The organism is Agrobacterium sp. GD03872 (assembly GCF_029840625.1).
Lineage (GTDB): Bacteria > Pseudomonadota > Alphaproteobacteria > Rhizobiales > Rhizobiaceae > Agrobacterium > Agrobacterium fabrum_A.
In genome coordinates this window covers 46,610-60,559 of the sequence record NZ_JAOCCY010000024.1, presented here as the reverse complement: position 1 = coordinate 60,559, position 13,950 = coordinate 46,610, and the positions used below count along the sequence as shown (strand labels likewise).

11 protein-coding genes are annotated in these 13,950 nt (G+C 61.6%); 8 read left to right on the top strand and 3 right to left on the bottom strand.

The annotated features are described in order from the left end of the window. Nucleotides 1-107: 107 nt before the first annotated feature. Nucleotides 108-1,937, bottom strand: coding sequence for a monovalent cation:proton antiporter-2 (CPA2) family protein (locus tag N5D22_RS25825; protein WP_279658893.1), 1,830 nt, complete (start codon nt 1,935-1,937; stop codon nt 108-110). 116 nt (nt 1,938-2,053) lie between these two features. On the opposite strand from N5D22_RS25825, the gene N5D22_RS25820 reads away from it, so the two are divergent. The 6 genes from N5D22_RS25820 to lpxK all read left to right on the top strand — a co-directional run bounded on the left by N5D22_RS25820 (nt 2,054) and on the right by lpxK (nt 8,067). Beyond that, nucleotides 2,054-3,400: a TldD/PmbA family protein gene (locus tag N5D22_RS25820; protein WP_279658894.1), complete on the top strand. Its 1,347-nt coding sequence runs from the start codon at nt 2,054-2,056 to the stop codon at nt 3,398-3,400. A gap of 93 nt (nt 3,401-3,493) precedes the next feature. Continuing rightward, a complete protein-coding gene (locus N5D22_RS25815; protein ID WP_279658895.1) occupies nt 3,494-4,300 on the top strand; it encodes a 3'(2'),5'-bisphosphate nucleotidase CysQ in 807 nt (268 codons plus the stop codon). 61 nt (nt 4,301-4,361) lie between these two features. Further along, nucleotides 4,362-4,601 carry a DUF4170 domain-containing protein gene (locus tag N5D22_RS25810; protein WP_279658896.1) on the top strand — a complete coding sequence of 80 codons (240 nt, stop codon included), beginning with the start codon at nt 4,362-4,364 and terminating at the stop codon, nt 4,599-4,601. Nucleotides 4,602-4,817: 216 nt separating this feature from the next. Then, nucleotides 4,818-6,140, top strand: coding sequence for a lipid IV(A) 3-deoxy-D-manno-octulosonic acid transferase (waaA, locus tag N5D22_RS25805; protein WP_279658897.1), 1,323 nt, complete (start codon nt 4,818-4,820; stop codon nt 6,138-6,140). Further along, nucleotides 6,134-6,871 (top strand): HAD family hydrolase, encoded by a 738-nt coding sequence (locus tag N5D22_RS25800; RefSeq protein ID WP_279658898.1) that lies wholly within the window; start codon nt 6,134-6,136, stop codon nt 6,869-6,871. The genes waaA and N5D22_RS25800 overlap by 7 nt, the downstream gene beginning before the upstream one ends. A 149-nt stretch (nt 6,872-7,020) precedes the next feature. Beyond that, the gene (gene lpxK / locus N5D22_RS25795; protein ID WP_279658899.1) at nt 7,021-8,067 is read left to right on the top strand and encodes a tetraacyldisaccharide 4'-kinase; all 1,047 of its coding nucleotides are present in this window, start codon (nt 7,021-7,023) and stop codon (nt 8,065-8,067) included. A 192-nt stretch (nt 8,068-8,259) separates the two neighbouring features. Here the strand turns inward: lpxK and N5D22_RS25790 are convergent, their stop codons facing one another. Continuing rightward, nucleotides 8,260-8,481 (bottom strand): DUF2093 domain-containing protein, encoded by a 222-nt coding sequence (locus tag N5D22_RS25790; RefSeq protein ID WP_279658900.1) that lies wholly within the window; start codon nt 8,479-8,481, stop codon nt 8,260-8,262. Nucleotides 8,482-8,620: 139 nt separating this feature from the next. Beyond that, nucleotides 8,621-10,453: a DNA mismatch repair endonuclease MutL gene (gene mutL / locus N5D22_RS25785; RefSeq protein WP_279658918.1), complete on the bottom strand. Its 1,833-nt coding sequence runs from the start codon at nt 10,451-10,453 to the stop codon at nt 8,621-8,623. A gap of 410 nt (nt 10,454-10,863) precedes the next feature. Between mutL and N5D22_RS25780 the strand changes: the two genes are divergently transcribed. Both N5D22_RS25780 and N5D22_RS25775 read left to right on the top strand, forming a co-directional pair. Next, entirely contained in the window at nt 10,864-12,483 is a 1,620-nt protein-coding gene (locus N5D22_RS25780) for a response regulator (RefSeq protein ID WP_347881163.1), read from the top strand. Nucleotides 12,484-12,569: 86 nt separating this feature from the next. Next, nucleotides 12,570-13,922 carry an EAL domain-containing protein gene (locus N5D22_RS25775; protein WP_279658902.1) on the top strand — a complete coding sequence of 451 codons (1,353 nt, stop codon included), beginning with the start codon at nt 12,570-12,572 and terminating at the stop codon, nt 13,920-13,922. The last annotated feature ends 28 nt before the right edge of the window (nt 13,923-13,950 follow it).

Here is a 13,950-nt window from a genome sequence, read left to right as displayed (position 1 = left end):
AGCTCAGCGATAAACCGCAAGCTTGCCCCCTCATCTGACCCTTCGGGCCATCTTCTCCCCGGCGGGGAGAAGAAACGACCGGCAACGTCGAGCTATGTCCCCAAATATTACAGCGAAACTTCCGTCTCGCTGTCCTCCTTATCCTCTTCCTCCTCCCACTTTTCCGCCTTGGTCTTCGGCTTCATCAGCGGTTCGGGCTTCACCTCGCGCACCGGCTTGTTGTGCAACATCTGCCGGCCGGCGGCGAGGCCCTCCACGGCCTGTAGCTGCAACCGCTCCTCGTCGCGTTCGCGAATGTCGTCGGCAATCGCCAGCGCCCTTTCGCTCTCCATATCCAGCCCCTCCAGAATGCGCCTGCCGAACAGCAGGCCTGATTCCAGCGTTTCGCGGATCTCATATTCCACGCCCTTTTTCCTGAGGTCGAGGGAGTGCACGCGGTCATAGGAGCGGGCATAGATGCGCACGCTCGGAAATTCCGACTGGATCATGTCGATGATACGGTCAGTCACCTCCTTCTTGTGGGTGCAGACCGCCACGAGATCGGCCCGCTCGATGCCGGCGGCGATCAGCACGTCCTTGCGGGTGCCGTCGCCGAAAAAGATACGGAAACCGAAACGGGCGGCCTGACGCACGCGGTCGGCGGAACTGTCGATCACGGTCACGTCGCGCCCGCCGGCGAGCAGGATCTGCGAGGCGATCTGGCCGAAGCGGGAAAAGCCGATCATCAGCACATCCGCACCCGCCCCGTCGAAATCCTCCTCCAGCTTGTCCTCTTCCGCATCCTCCGCCGTCAGCCGGCGTGAAATCACCGCCAGAAGCGGCGTCAGCGCCATGGAAAGCGTGACGACGGCAACGAGGATCGAAGCCGTCGCCTGCGGAAACAGCCCGGAGGCGGCCGCCGTGGTGAAAAGCACGAAGCCGAATTCGCCGCCCTGCGCCAGAAGCAGCGCGATGCGGCTCGAGGCATAACGGGACGAGCCGGCAATACGGCAGAGGCCATAGATCAGGGCCGCCTTCACCGCCATCATGACAGGTACGGCGATCAGGATAAGCACAATATTCTCATAGACGATGCGGATATGCAGCGACATGCCCACCGCCATGAAGAACAGCGCCAGAAACAGGCCGCGAAACGGCTCGATATCGGCTTCCAGCTCGTGCCGATAGGAGGATTCCGACAGCATCAGCCCCGCCAGCAGCGCGCCCATGCCCATCGAAAGCCCGACGGCCTCCATGATGGCGGCCGCGCCGATGACGACGAAGAGCGCGGCGGCGATCATCACCTCCCTCGCACCGGTGCGGGCGATGATCTGGAACATCGGCGTCAGCAGATACCGCCCGGCCAGCACCATGCCGGCCACGGCAACGACCGAAGCGACGAGATCGTTCGCCATTGAATCCGTCGGCACATCCGGCCGGTTGGAAAGAATGGTGACGAGCGCAAGCAGCGGCACGATGGCGAGGTCCTGAAACAGCAGGATCGAGAAGGAGCGATTGCCGTGCCGGGTGTTCATGTCGCCGTCATCGGCAAGGATCTGCAGCGCAAAGGCGGTGGAGGAAAGCGCAAGGCCAAAACCGGCAACGAGGCTGCCGCGCGCATCGATCAACCCCGCCCACCAGGCTATGACCGCAAGAACGCTGCCCGTCACCAGCACCTGCGCCAGCCCGAGACCTAAAATATCGCGGCGCATCTGCCAGATACGCGAGGGTTTCAGTTCCAGGCCGATGATGAAGAGCAGGAAAACCACGCCCAGTTCCGAGACGTTGAAGATGTCCTTCGCATCCGTGACCAGATGCAGGGCCGGCCCGATGACGATGCCCGCCACCAGATAGCCCAGCACGGTGCCAAGCCCTAGCTTGCGGAAAACCGAGGCCGCGATGACCGCACCGGCCAGAAGCAGCAGGGGTTCGAAAAAGAGAGCGTCGTGCTCGGTCATGCGGGCGGACTTTCGAATAGGGTGGCGACAATACCGTCCGAATGGAGAAAGCGGCGTTTCGCCCTTGATGCGGGGTTCTTGGCACAATAAATGGAACAGGAATGAAAGGCCAACTCATGTCCTCAGAAATAGATTCTTCCAAACTTCTCGATCGCGCCAGTGAGCTTGTCGATCTTGCCCGCGCCGCCGGTGCGGATGAGGCGGATGCCGTTGTCGTCCGCTCCCGCTCGCAATCGGTCGGCGTGCGGCTGGGCAAGGTTGAAAGCACCGAATCCTCCGAAAGCGACGACTTTTCCCTGCGCGTCTTCGTTGGCCGCCGGGTGGCGAGCGTTTCGGCCAATCCGGGCTTCGACCTGAAGACCTTGGCGGAGCGGGCCGTCGCCATGGCGAAGGTTTCGCCGGAAGATCCCTTCGCCTGCCTGGCGGACAAGGAGCGGCTTGCGACATCCTATGACGATCTCGAGCTTTTCGATGCGACGGAAGTGTCGGCCGATCAGCTGCGCGAGGCGGCCCTTGCTTCGGAAGAGGCGGCGCTGGCCGTCAAGGGCGTCAGCAATTCCTCAGGCGCCGGCGCATCGAGCGGCATGGGCGGCCTGGTGCTTGCCACCTCGCACGGTTTTTCCGGCAGCTATATGGGCAGCCGCTTCAGCCGTTCCGTCAGCGTCATCGCCGGCGAAGGCACGAAGATGGAGCGCGACTACGATTTCGACAGCCGCCTTTATTATGCCGATCTCGATGCCGCCGAAGAAATCGGCCGCCGCGCCGGTGAAAAAGTCGTGCGCCGCGTCGGTCCGCGTCAGGTCGATACCGGCAGCAACATCACAGTGGTCTTCGATCCGCGCATCGCCCGCGGTTTCGTCGGTGCGATTGCCGGCGCCATCAACGGCGCTTCGGTTGCCCGCAAGACCAGCTTCCTGCGCGATAAAATGGGCCAGCAGGTCCTGAAAAAGGGCCTTTATCTCACCGATGATCCGCAGATCGTGCGCGGCCCGTCCTCGCGTCCCTTCGATGGCGAGGGCGTGCGCGGTGAGAAGATGACGATGATCGAGGACGGTGTTCTCAAGCACTGGTTCCTCTCCACCTCGGCGGCGCGGGAGCTTGGCCTTGAAACCAACGGTCGGGGCGTGCGCGGTGGCACGGCGGTTTCGCCGGCTTCCACCAATCTGGCGCTGGAGCCGGGCGATCTCTCGCCGGAGGACCTGCTGCGACAGGTCGGAACCGGCTTTTACGTCACCGAGCTGATCGGCCACGGCGCCAATATGATCACGGGTGAATATAGCTGCGGCGCCAGCGGTTTCTGGATCGAGAACGGCGAAAAGACCTTCGCGGTTTCCGAGGTCACCATCGCCTCGAACCTGAAGGACATGTTCATGCGGGTCACGCCGGCTAACGATATCGACCGCAAATATGGCGTCGCGGCCTCGACGCTCGCCATCGAAGGCATGACGATCGCGGGCAAGTGAGACGGCCTGCGGGTTGTTTTCGCCGGCGCTTTGTGTGCAAGTGCGAAAAGAAAAACGGGCGCGCCGTGTGAGGCGCGCGGAAAAGACGGCAAAATGAACGATATGGCTGAGGCCCGCTGGGCCTCCGATCTGAGGCTGGTGCTGGAAGCCGCCCGTAAGGCGGGCGAGACGGCCCTCGGTTTCTTCCGCAAAGATCCCGAGGTCTGGTGGAAGAATGGCGGGCTTTCGCCGGTCAGCGCGGCCGACTATGCCGCCAATGAAATCCTCGAAACCATCCTGCGCTCCGCCCGACCGGACTATGGCTGGCTTTCCGAAGAGACGGATGACGATACGGACAGGCTTTCCCGCTCCACCGTTTTTGTCGTCGACCCCATCGACGGCACCCGCGCCTTCATCGGCGGCCGGGATACCTGGTGCGTCAGCGTCGCGGTGGTGCATGAGGGGCGGCCGGTCGTTGGCGTTCTTGTGGCGCCGGCGCTGGCGGAGGAGTTCACCGCATTTGAAGGCGGCGAAGCCCTGAAAAACGGGTCACCCGTTTTTGCAACGCGCGAAAATGCCGGCATCTTCCATCTGGCCGCACCCGAAGACGTGATTACGCATCTGCCGGAAGAAGTGCGGGGCGGCGTCAAGCGCATTCCGCATGTGCCCTCGCTCGCCTACCGGCTGGCCATGGTGGCGGATGGCCGCATCGACGGAACGCTGGTCAAGGCGAACTCCCACGAGTGGGATCTGGCCGCGGCCGACCTCATTCTGGAGAAGGCCGGCGGCCGTCTGGTCGGGCTCGATGGAAAACCTCTGATGTATAATCGCCGGCAGGTTAACCACTCCGCATTGTGCGCTGCAGCAGATTATGCGCTGCCTGCACTTTTGAAAGCGTTTTCACATCTGTCTGACAGTTGACGTTTGCCGGGAAATCCCGCAGATGAAGGCCTCTCTCAGAGTTTAAGAAAGAGATAAAGACATGACGGAATCTGGCAAACCGAAACAGCTGCTGCACCTCGTCTTCGGCGGCGAACTTGAAAACCTTCAGGATGTTCAGTTCCGGGATTTGAAGGCGCTCGATATCGTCGGTATCTATCCGGACTATGCTTCCGCGCTCACCGCATGGAAGTCCAAGGCGCAGATGACTGTCGATAACGCCCATATGCGTTATTTTATCGTGCATATGCACCGTCTCCTCAATCCGGACGACAAAATTTGAGTCCTTTTGCCCTTGCGTTGTAATACTATCGGGTGAAAGCGAGTTTTTCCGTGATTCCTGCGCGAGCGGCGCAGGCCGGGAATACCGGGGCGAGAAAATGTGATCGCGCTTTCGTTTCCGATGACAAAAAATGACGCAATTTGAGAAGAAGTAGGCGGCGATAACAACCAAAAACAGGGGAAGGGCATTGCGCGGAATGATCAAGGGCAGAATGTCATGAGCAGCCGTATCGCACGTTTCGCTCTTTCCGGTTACCGCATTGCCGGTATCGCCGCTTACCCGTTCGCCAAGCCCTATCTTTCCTATCGGGCGGCGAAGGGCAAGGAAGACAAGCGCCGAAGGCTCGAACGCTTCGGTTATGCCAGCGCCGAGCGCCCGCGCGGGCCGCTGGTCTGGTTCCATGCCGCAAGCGTGGGCGAAACGCTGGCGCTTATTCCGCTGATCCGCGAAATCCGCAAGCGCGATATCTTCGTGCTTTTGACCACCGGCACCGTCACCTCGGCCGAACTGACCCGCACGAGGCTCGGCGACGATGTGATCCATCAATATGTGCCGCTCGATATCAAGATCGCGGTCAACCGTTTTCTGGCCTACTGGGCGCCGGATGCCGCCATCACCGCTGAATCGGAAATCTGGCCGGTGACGATGATGGAGCTGGAACGCCGGCACATTCCGCAGATCCGCGTCAATGCGCGTCTCTCAGACCGTTCTTTCGACCGCTGGAAAGCCCGGCACGACATTGCAGAATCGCTGTTTTCCAAGCTGGCGCTGGTGGTTGCGCAGTCCGATCTCGATGCCGAGCGCTTCCGTGATCTCGGCTCCTGGCCGGTTGTGATTTCGGGCAATCTCAAGGGTGATACCGACCCGCCGCCCTGCGACGAGGCGCTTCTGGAGAGCTATCGCAAGCAGGTCGGCAATCGCAAGACATGGGCCGCCATCTCCACTTTCGACGGCGAGGAGAAGGCTGCCGCCACCGTGCATGCGGCGATCAAGTCGCGCAACGGCCAACTGACCATCATCGTGCCGCGCCATCCCGAGCGCGGCGATGATGTCGAGGCGATGCTGAAGGGCATGGGGCTGACCGTCGCCCGCCGCAGCCGCAATGACGTGATCACCCCGGAAACCGATATTTTCCTCGGCGATTCCATCGGTGAGATGGGACTTTACCTGCGGCTGACCGAGCTTGCCTTCGTCGGCCGCTCCTTGACTGCCGAGGGCGGGCAGAACCCGCTGGAGCCGGCAATGCTCGGCTGCGCGGTCCTGTCTGGTGCGCATGTGCAGAATTTCCGCGAGGCCTATCAGAAGCTGATCCGCGCCGGCGGCGGTCGCATCATCCGCGATGTCGAGATGCTGGCCAAGGCGGTGCATTATCTGCTGGTCAACGACAATGAGCGTTACAAGATGATCGATGCGGGCAACCGGGTCATTCAGGATATGCGCGGCGCGCTGTCCTCCACCGTCAAGGCGCTGGAACCCTATATCAATCCGCTCACCGTTTCCGCCAAGCTGCAACCGCGGAGCGCCATCGGTTCATGGTAGCGGATATCGAACTCAACACGGCGCAATCGATCGTCGCGGTCCTTTTCGACAAGGACGGTACGCTTCTCGGTTATGACGCCAGCTGGGGTCCGGTGAACCGCGAGCTGGCGGCTATTGCGGCGATGGGCGATGCCGTTCTCGCCGACCGGCTTCTTTCCGCCTGCGGCATGGACCCGGTCACCGGCCATGTCGTGCCGGACAGCCTTCTGGCCGCCGGCAATACGGCGGAAATCGCCGCCGGTCTGGTTGCCGCCGGCTCGCCCTGCGATGTCGGGGAACTGACGGCGCGCCTTGACCGGTTGTTCACCGAGGCGGCGGATAAATCCGTGCCGGTGACCGATCTCAAGGCGTTTTTCGCAAGGCTGAAGGCGCGCGGCTACAAGCTCGGCATTGCCTCCAGCGACAATGAAAACTCCATCCGCCAGACGGCCATCCGCTTCGGTTTCGAAAAGGACGTCGATTTTGTCGCGGGATATGACAGCGGTTACGGCACCAAGCCGCAGCCCGGCATGGTTCTCGGTTTCTGCGAGGCAATAGGCTTTCCGCCGGAACGTGTGGCTGTTGTCGGCGACAATAATCACGATCTGCACATGGCGAAGAATGCCGGTGCCGGTCTGCGCATCGCCGTTTTGACCGGAACAGGCTCGCTCGAAAGCCTTGGCGCCGATGCCGATTATTGTTTCGATGACATCACGGGGCTTGAAGCGCTTTTGCCGGAACGGCCTCTCTGAACCCGGTGGGATTTCCGCCGGGCCGGGTGCGGTTCCATCAAACCCCTCTGTTCGATTTTTGCAATTTACGGTTTTTTCTGGCAAACAACCTCCTGACATGTGACGGGCGAACGGAATGCCGTGGGCGACGCGGCCGGGAGCGGGAATAGATGGTTTCTGAAGCGCCGCCGTTCTGGTGGCAGAAAGCGGGCTGGCAGGCGTGGCTCCTGTCTCCTTTCTCGCTTCTTTACGGCAAGATAGCCGGCCGGCGGATGCGAACGGCGAAGAGGGCAAGCGTTGCCGTTCCGGTTATCTGCATCGGCAATTTCACCGTGGGCGGCGCCGGCAAGACACCGACGGCGATGGCAATTGCGAGAGCCGCCGTTGCAAAAGGCCTGAAACCCGGATTTCTCAGCCGCGGTTACGGCGGCACGCTCGACGTCACCACGCTTGTCGATCCCGGGCAGCACCGCTCGGCCGATGTCGGCGATGAGCCGCTGCTTCTGGCGCGAGAGGCGGTTACGGTCATTTCCCGCAAGCGGGTGGAAGGCGCACACCGGCTGGTGAAGGAGGGCGTCGATCTCATCATCATGGATGACGGCTTCCAGAGCGCACGCCTGACGCTGGATTATGCGCTCGTCGTCATCGATACGACGCGCGGCATCGGCAATGGCCATCTCGTGCCGGGCGGTCCGGTAAGAGCGCCGCTTTCCGAGCAGATGCGGCACATGACCGGGCTCCTGAAGGTCGGCAACGGCCATGCGGCCGATGCCCTGGTCCGGCAGGCGGCGAAGGCCGCCAAACCCGTTTTCGTGGCGGCGATCACGCCGCAGGAGCCGCAGGATTTCAGGGGAAGACGCGTGCTGGCCTATGCTGGTATCGCCGACCCGGCCAAGTTTTATCGAACCGTCGAGGCGCTCGGCGGCGACATCGTGCTGCAGCGCTCTTTCCCGGATCATCACCATTTCAGCGACGATGAGATCGCCGACCTACTGCAGGACGCCGATAAAGAGAACCTGCAACTGGTGACGACGGCCAAGGATGCCGTGCGGCTCAACGGGCACCACGGCCGGGCGGAAGAATTGTTGTGGAACAGCCTGGTGATCGAAATCGACATGGTGTTCGACGACCCCAACGCGGCCGCGACGATTATCGATACGGCGGTGGGGAACTGCCGCGCGCGCCTGCTTCGGGAGAATGCGCGGACGTCGCTCTAGAGCACCGAGAAAATAAACCACCGTGCACCCACTTCTCCTCATTCCTGTGCTTGTCGCAGGAATCCAGTCGGAGCGCGTCTGCGTAGCGGAAAGAGTCCTATCAGCCCAAGGACTTGGGCTGGCTGGATCCCTGTGACAAGCACAGGGATGAGGGGAGGCACACGCGCTATACTCAACGCGCCGCTTCCCAACTCACGCCGGCAAATTGCCAGCCTTCTTTTCGGCCTCCAGCGAAGCCGCCGCATCCACATAGGCCTCCTGCCGCGCTACGCTCCAGTAGCGCAGCTCATCGAGCGGGATGCTTTTGCCTGTCATGGCGCAGATGACGTGCGAGCCGGTCTGGACGATGCGGAAGTCCCCGTCGAGATATTCGATGACGGCGAGGCGGTTGCCGCCTCCTTCAAATCTGTTCATCCGTTTTCGTCTCCTGCTCTGTCCCGTCAGGGCACCCAGTCCGAAACGGCGCAGCGTTTTCCTGAACAATTGGGTGCTCCAGTATCTCAAATTTATATAGCCCGGCGCGGCGCAAGGCCAGCCCCGCCTGCTTGCGGCGTCAGCTACGGCCGAAGAGCCGTTCTATATCGGAAAGTTTCAGTTCGATATAGGTCGGCCGGCCGTGGTTGCACTGGCCGGAGCCCGGCGTGTTTTCCATTTGCCGCAGAAGCGCATTCATCTCCTCCGGCCGCATCCGCCGGCCGGAGCGCACGGAACCGTGGCAGGCCATGGTGGCGGCAACATATTCCAGCTTGTTGGCAAGCGTGGAGGCGGCGTCCCATTCGGCAATCTCGTCGGCAAGCTGGCGCACCAGCCCCTGTACATTGACTTCGCCCAGCATGGCGGGCGTTTCCCGGACGGCGACCGCGCCCGGCCCGAAACGCTCGATGACGAGGCCCAGCGCATCAAAACCGGCGGCATGATCCATCAGCCGGTCGCAATCCTCTTCCGGCAGGTCGATGATCTCTGGAATGAGCAGCACCTGCGACGGCGGACGCCGGGAATGCAGCGCGTTGCGCATTTCCTCGAATACCAGCCGCTCATGCGCGGCATGCTGATCGACGATGACGAGGCCGTTTTCCGTCTGTGCGATGATGTAGTTCTCATGCAGCTGCGCCCGCGCCGCACCCAGCGGATAAAGCACCGGTTCCGGCGAGGAGCTTGTGGCGGCCTCGTAAGTCTCCCGCGGCTCGGCCCGCGCCGTCGGCATGGTAATGTCGGAAAAGCGTGACTGCACGGCCTCTGCAAATTGTGTCCCGCCTGAAACCGCAAGCGGGCGAGAGGGCGAGGTGGCGGCGGACCATGGCGCGGGGGCTGCCATGGAAGACGAGGGCCGGAGGCCGGACGGGCTGTAGCCGGGGCGGAAGGCGTTCATCATCTGGCTCGCACCCGTCGTCGCGGCCCTGTCGCCGTCACGCGTCAGCGCCTGCCTGATAGCACCGACGATCAGCCCGCGAATGAGGCCGGGATCGCGAAAACGCACGTCGGATTTTGCCGGATGCACATTCACATCCACAAAGGCGGGATCGAGCGTGATGGACAGCACCGCGACCGGATATCGCCCATGCGGCACGGTTTCGGCATAGGCGCCGCGAATGGCGGATAAAAGCAGCTTGTCCTGCACCGGGCGACCATTGACGAAGACATATTGATGCGCCGAGTTGCCGCGATTGAAGGTCGGAACACCGGCAAAACCGGTCAGCGTTACATCCTCGCGCCCGGCGTCGATCTCGATGGCGTTGTCCTTGAACTCGGCACCGAGAATCTGCGCCATGCGGGCCAGATGATCGTCGCCGGTCGAAGGGATTTCGAGCGTCGAACGGTCGGTGCCGGAAAGCACGAAACGGATATGCGGAAAGGCGATCGCCATCCGTTTGACGACTTCGGTGATGGCGGCCGCCTCGGCGCGTTCCGTCTTCAGGAATTTCAGCCGCGCCGGCGTGGCAAAAAACAGGTCGCGCACCTCGACGATGGTGCCGGCATTCGAGGCGGCGGGCCGCACATCGGACACCTTGCCGCCGGTAACGGAAATTACCGAACCCTGTTCCGCGCCCTGTTGGCGGCTGGTAATCGTCAGCTTGGCGACCGAGCCGATGGAGGGCAGCGCCTCGCCGCGAAATCCGAGCGTGCGGATATCGTCAAGTGTATTGGAAATTTTCGAGGTGCAATGACGCCTGACCGCAAGCTCCAGATCGGCGGGCGACATGCCGGAGCCGTTATCGGTAATCCGCACCAGCCCCTTGCCGCCGCCCGCCGTGGCGATCTCGATCCGGGTCGCGCCCGCGTCGATGGCGTTTTCCACCAGTTCCTTCGTGGCGCTGGAGGGTCTTTCGATGACCTCGCCGGCGGCGATCTGGTTGATGAGGGTTTCTGAAAGCTGCTTGATGGCCATGATCGTCATTTTCGCGGATTCGCCGGGGCTTCGAAAGCAAAAAACTCAACTGCCGGACATTTGCACATGTTTTGCCGCCTGTTGGGCATTTGATCGTTTCCGTCAACATCCGGGTAAGCGTTAATCCGCCTTTAATCGGCCTTGATTATGGTGGGACGGCTTGAAATGACCGCAGGAACGGGGCCGCCTTCGCCGGGCGGTGTGTGACGTCGACTATGGGTGAGCGTCATCTTCCCCTCAAGACTGCTTCAAGTGGCAGACCCTGATGTCTCTTTTTCGGAATTTTTCGTTTCATCCCGGCATTTGCCCTGGGGCGATTCCAATAGAAACATAAGCCTGACCCCTGAAAAACAGGCGGGAGTTTGCAGTTGAGTGATTTGGCGTCCTCTGGCGCGGGCGTTCACACGGTGATGCTTGATGCCCTTTGCGACGCGCTTGGCGCGGCGATCGTCGTTTACGACCGTAACGATCACATTATTTTCGCGAGCCGGAAACTCCTCAGCTTTTTCCCGCTGGAAGAGGCCGTCATCGACCCGGGCGCGCGGCTGCGCGACTATCTGAGCGCGCTATACGATTGTTATCTGCTCGAGGTGGAAAGCCTCTCCGCCAACGCCCGTCAGCTCGGCCGGGAAGAATGGATCGGCGAGCGGCTGGCGCTGCACTGGAAGGAAAGATCGGAAAAAACCGAGCGGCTGAAGGGAGAACGCTTCCTGCGCTTCGTCATGAACCGCCTGCCGTCCGGCCTCGGCATCAGCGTGGTGGCCGATATTTCCGAACAGAAGAAACGTGAAGAGCAATGGCGCATCGACCTTGAGCGGGTGCAGCTCATTGAGGATATTCTCGACAATCTGCCGTTTCCGGTCTTCGTCAAGGATCGCAACCTGGCCTATGCCGCCGTCAACAGATCCGCCTGCGCGCTGGTCGAAACCAGCCCCGAGAGCATTCTCGGCCGCACCGTTTTCGATCTGCATTCGCGCAAGGTCGCCGGGCACATCGATGCTGCCGATCGCATGGTGCTGGACAGCGGCACGCCGAGCATCATCCCCGAAAGGGTGAAACGCCTGAATGGCGAAGAGGTGCTGACGATCACCCGCAAGCAGCGCGTGGGCAGGCCCGGCCGGTATTTTCTGGTGACGACGATGGAGGACGTGACCGCGCTCGCCACCATCGATGCCAACGGCATGCCCGTCATCCCCTCGCTCGAACATGTCCCCTTCGTCGCTTCCGTTTATGGCAAGGATGAGGAGCCGGACAGCCGCGGCGGGCTTTTGAAGAGCAAGGCGGTGCTGATCGTTTCCGACAGCGGGCGTTTTGCGGAGGCTGCCGCCCGGCGGCTTGCCGCAGGCGGCATGGACCATGCGGCCGTGACGAGCGAGGACGAGCAACGGGCATTCATCGATGTCGCCGCCACCGCCGGGGTGAAGATCGATGTCGTCGTCGTCGACGCCCAGATGAGCGTCGCATGCCTCGACATTGCCGCTGCGCACGATCTGCCCGTCGTCATCATCGAGGAAGAGGAGATCGACGCATCGCTGCTGCATCATCTCGCGGCCGGGCTAAAATCCTTACCGAAGGAAAAAGCCGCCGACGAGGATTGGGAAATCATGACGGATGACCTGCCCGAAATCCTCAAGACCGGCGGCGTCTGCGAGATACTTCTTGTCGAGGATAACAGGGTCAACCAGATCGTCTTTTCGCAGATACTCGAAGGCCTGGGCCTGTCCTGGCGGCTTGCCACCTCGGGTGAGGAAGCCTTGCGTCTCTTTACGGAACAATCGCCCTCCGCCGTCCTGCTCGACACCACGCTTGGCGATATGGACGGCTTCGAGGTCGCGCGCCGCATGCGCAGCCTCGGCGGCGAAAAGCACATTCCCATCGTCGGCGTCATCACCCACGCATTCGAGGGCGATCTCGACAAATGCCTGGCATCAGGCATGGACGACATGCTGTTGAAACCTGTCAGCCCGGATATGGTCGAGGCGGTTTTCCTGCGGCTTTTCGGCAAGGATGGGTTGCGATTGCAGGCCTGAAGCGTCCTTTGCGCGGAGGCTATGGCTTTTTTAATACTTGCCCTGCATTGTGAGCGCGGTCGACACAGGATTCACGAGATGCAGGAATGAAACGGGCAGAACCGCAAACGTTGCAGGTCAGCCAGAACGAGCTGCAGGCGATGGCCTACAGCGATCCGTTGACGGGGCTCGGCAATCGCTACCGTCTGCGGGACAAGATTCGTATGCTTGCCAGCGAGCGCTCCAGCGATCCAGCACCCTTTACGGTCGGCATCGCCAATATAGACGGCTTCAAACCCATCAACGATCTTTTCGGCGTGCAGGCGGGCGATGAAATCCTCTGCCAGGTCGCGCATCGGCTGAAGGCCTGTATTCCCGATGGCGCGATTGTGACGCGCCATGACGGCGACGAATTCGCCTTCGTGCTGCCGCTGGTCTTCGAACGCACCGGCGCCGAGCGCATCGGCAACATGATCAAGGACGTGCTTTCGGCCCCTTACGATCTCGGCGACCGCAATGTGCGCCTGTCCTCCTCCTTCGGTTTTGCCATCTATCCCTTCGCCGGCGATGAATTCGAGGATTTGCTGAAAAGCGCCGAGACGGCGCTCTATCGCTCCAAGAGGCGTGGCCGCGGCCAGATCACGGTCTATTCGCGCGAGATCGCGCAGGAAATGAAGCGCGCCACGCAGCTGGAACAGGCGCTCAGAAACGCCATCATTACCGACGCCATCGACGTGCATTTCCAGCCCATCGTCAGGCTCGAAGAGGCGAAGGTCATCGGTTTCGAGGCGCTGGCCCGCTGGAACGATCCGGACCTCGGTTTCGTATCGCCCGCCGTTTTCGTGCCGCTGGCTGAAGAGCGCGGTTTTATCGATGCGCTGTCGGAAGCCCTGCTCAGAAAGGCGGCGGAAGCGGCGCTGTTCTGGCCACGTGAACTCTTCTTGTCCTTCAATCTTTCGTCGGCGCAATTGATGGACCCCAGCACGGCGGACAATATTCTCTCCATTCTCTCGCGTGTCGGCCTCGACCCGCACCGGCTGGAGCTTGAAATCACCGAAACGGCTGTGATGACATCCGCCGATACCGCCCAGCGCATCATCAGCGAATTGCAGAGCGCCGGCGTTCGCATTTCTCTTGACGATTTCGGCACCGGCCAGTCGAGCCTCGGCCGCCTGCGCGATTTCACCTTCGACAAGGTGAAGATCGACCGCGCCTTCGTCTCGCGCATCAGCAGCGACCGCCCTTCCGAACATATCATCAAGGCCATCGTCGCCATGTGCGAAGGGCTCGATCTCGAAGTCGTTGCCGAAGGGATCGAAGAACGGGCGGAAGAAGAAAAGCTGCGCGCGCTCGGCTGCGCCATGGGCCAGGGCTATTTCTACGGCCGCCCCGCCGATGCCGCCGCGACCCAGCGGTATCTGCACGAGAATTACCGCGAGATATTGTCGGATATTTCCTGAAAACCGGGTGACCATGAACGTGGGGCTC

Coding starts and splice junctions, on each gene's coding strand:
- N5D22_RS25825 (WP_279658893.1), bottom strand. CDS start 1,937: ATGACCGAGCACGACGCTCTCTTTTTCGAACCCCTGCTGCTTCTGGCC.
- N5D22_RS25820 (WP_279658894.1), top strand. CDS start 2,054: ATGTCCTCAGAAATAGATTCTTCCAAACTTCTCGATCGCGCCAGTGAG.
- N5D22_RS25815 (WP_279658895.1), top strand. CDS start 3,494: ATGAACGATATGGCTGAGGCCCGCTGGGCCTCCGATCTGAGGCTGGTG.
- N5D22_RS25810 (WP_279658896.1), top strand. CDS start 4,362: ATGACGGAATCTGGCAAACCGAAACAGCTGCTGCACCTCGTCTTCGGC.
- waaA (WP_279658897.1), top strand. CDS start 4,818: ATGAGCAGCCGTATCGCACGTTTCGCTCTTTCCGGTTACCGCATTGCC.
- N5D22_RS25800 (WP_279658898.1), top strand. CDS start 6,134: ATGGTAGCGGATATCGAACTCAACACGGCGCAATCGATCGTCGCGGTC.
- lpxK (WP_279658899.1), top strand. CDS start 7,021: ATGGTTTCTGAAGCGCCGCCGTTCTGGTGGCAGAAAGCGGGCTGGCAG.
- N5D22_RS25790 (WP_279658900.1), bottom strand. CDS start 8,481: ATGAACAGATTTGAAGGAGGCGGCAACCGCCTCGCCGTCATCGAATAT.
- mutL (WP_279658918.1), bottom strand. CDS start 10,453: ATGGCCATCAAGCAGCTTTCAGAAACCCTCATCAACCAGATCGCCGCC.
- N5D22_RS25780 (WP_347881163.1), top strand. CDS start 10,864: ATGCTTGATGCCCTTTGCGACGCGCTTGGCGCGGCGATCGTCGTTTAC.
- N5D22_RS25775 (WP_279658902.1), top strand. CDS start 12,570: ATGAAACGGGCAGAACCGCAAACGTTGCAGGTCAGCCAGAACGAGCTG.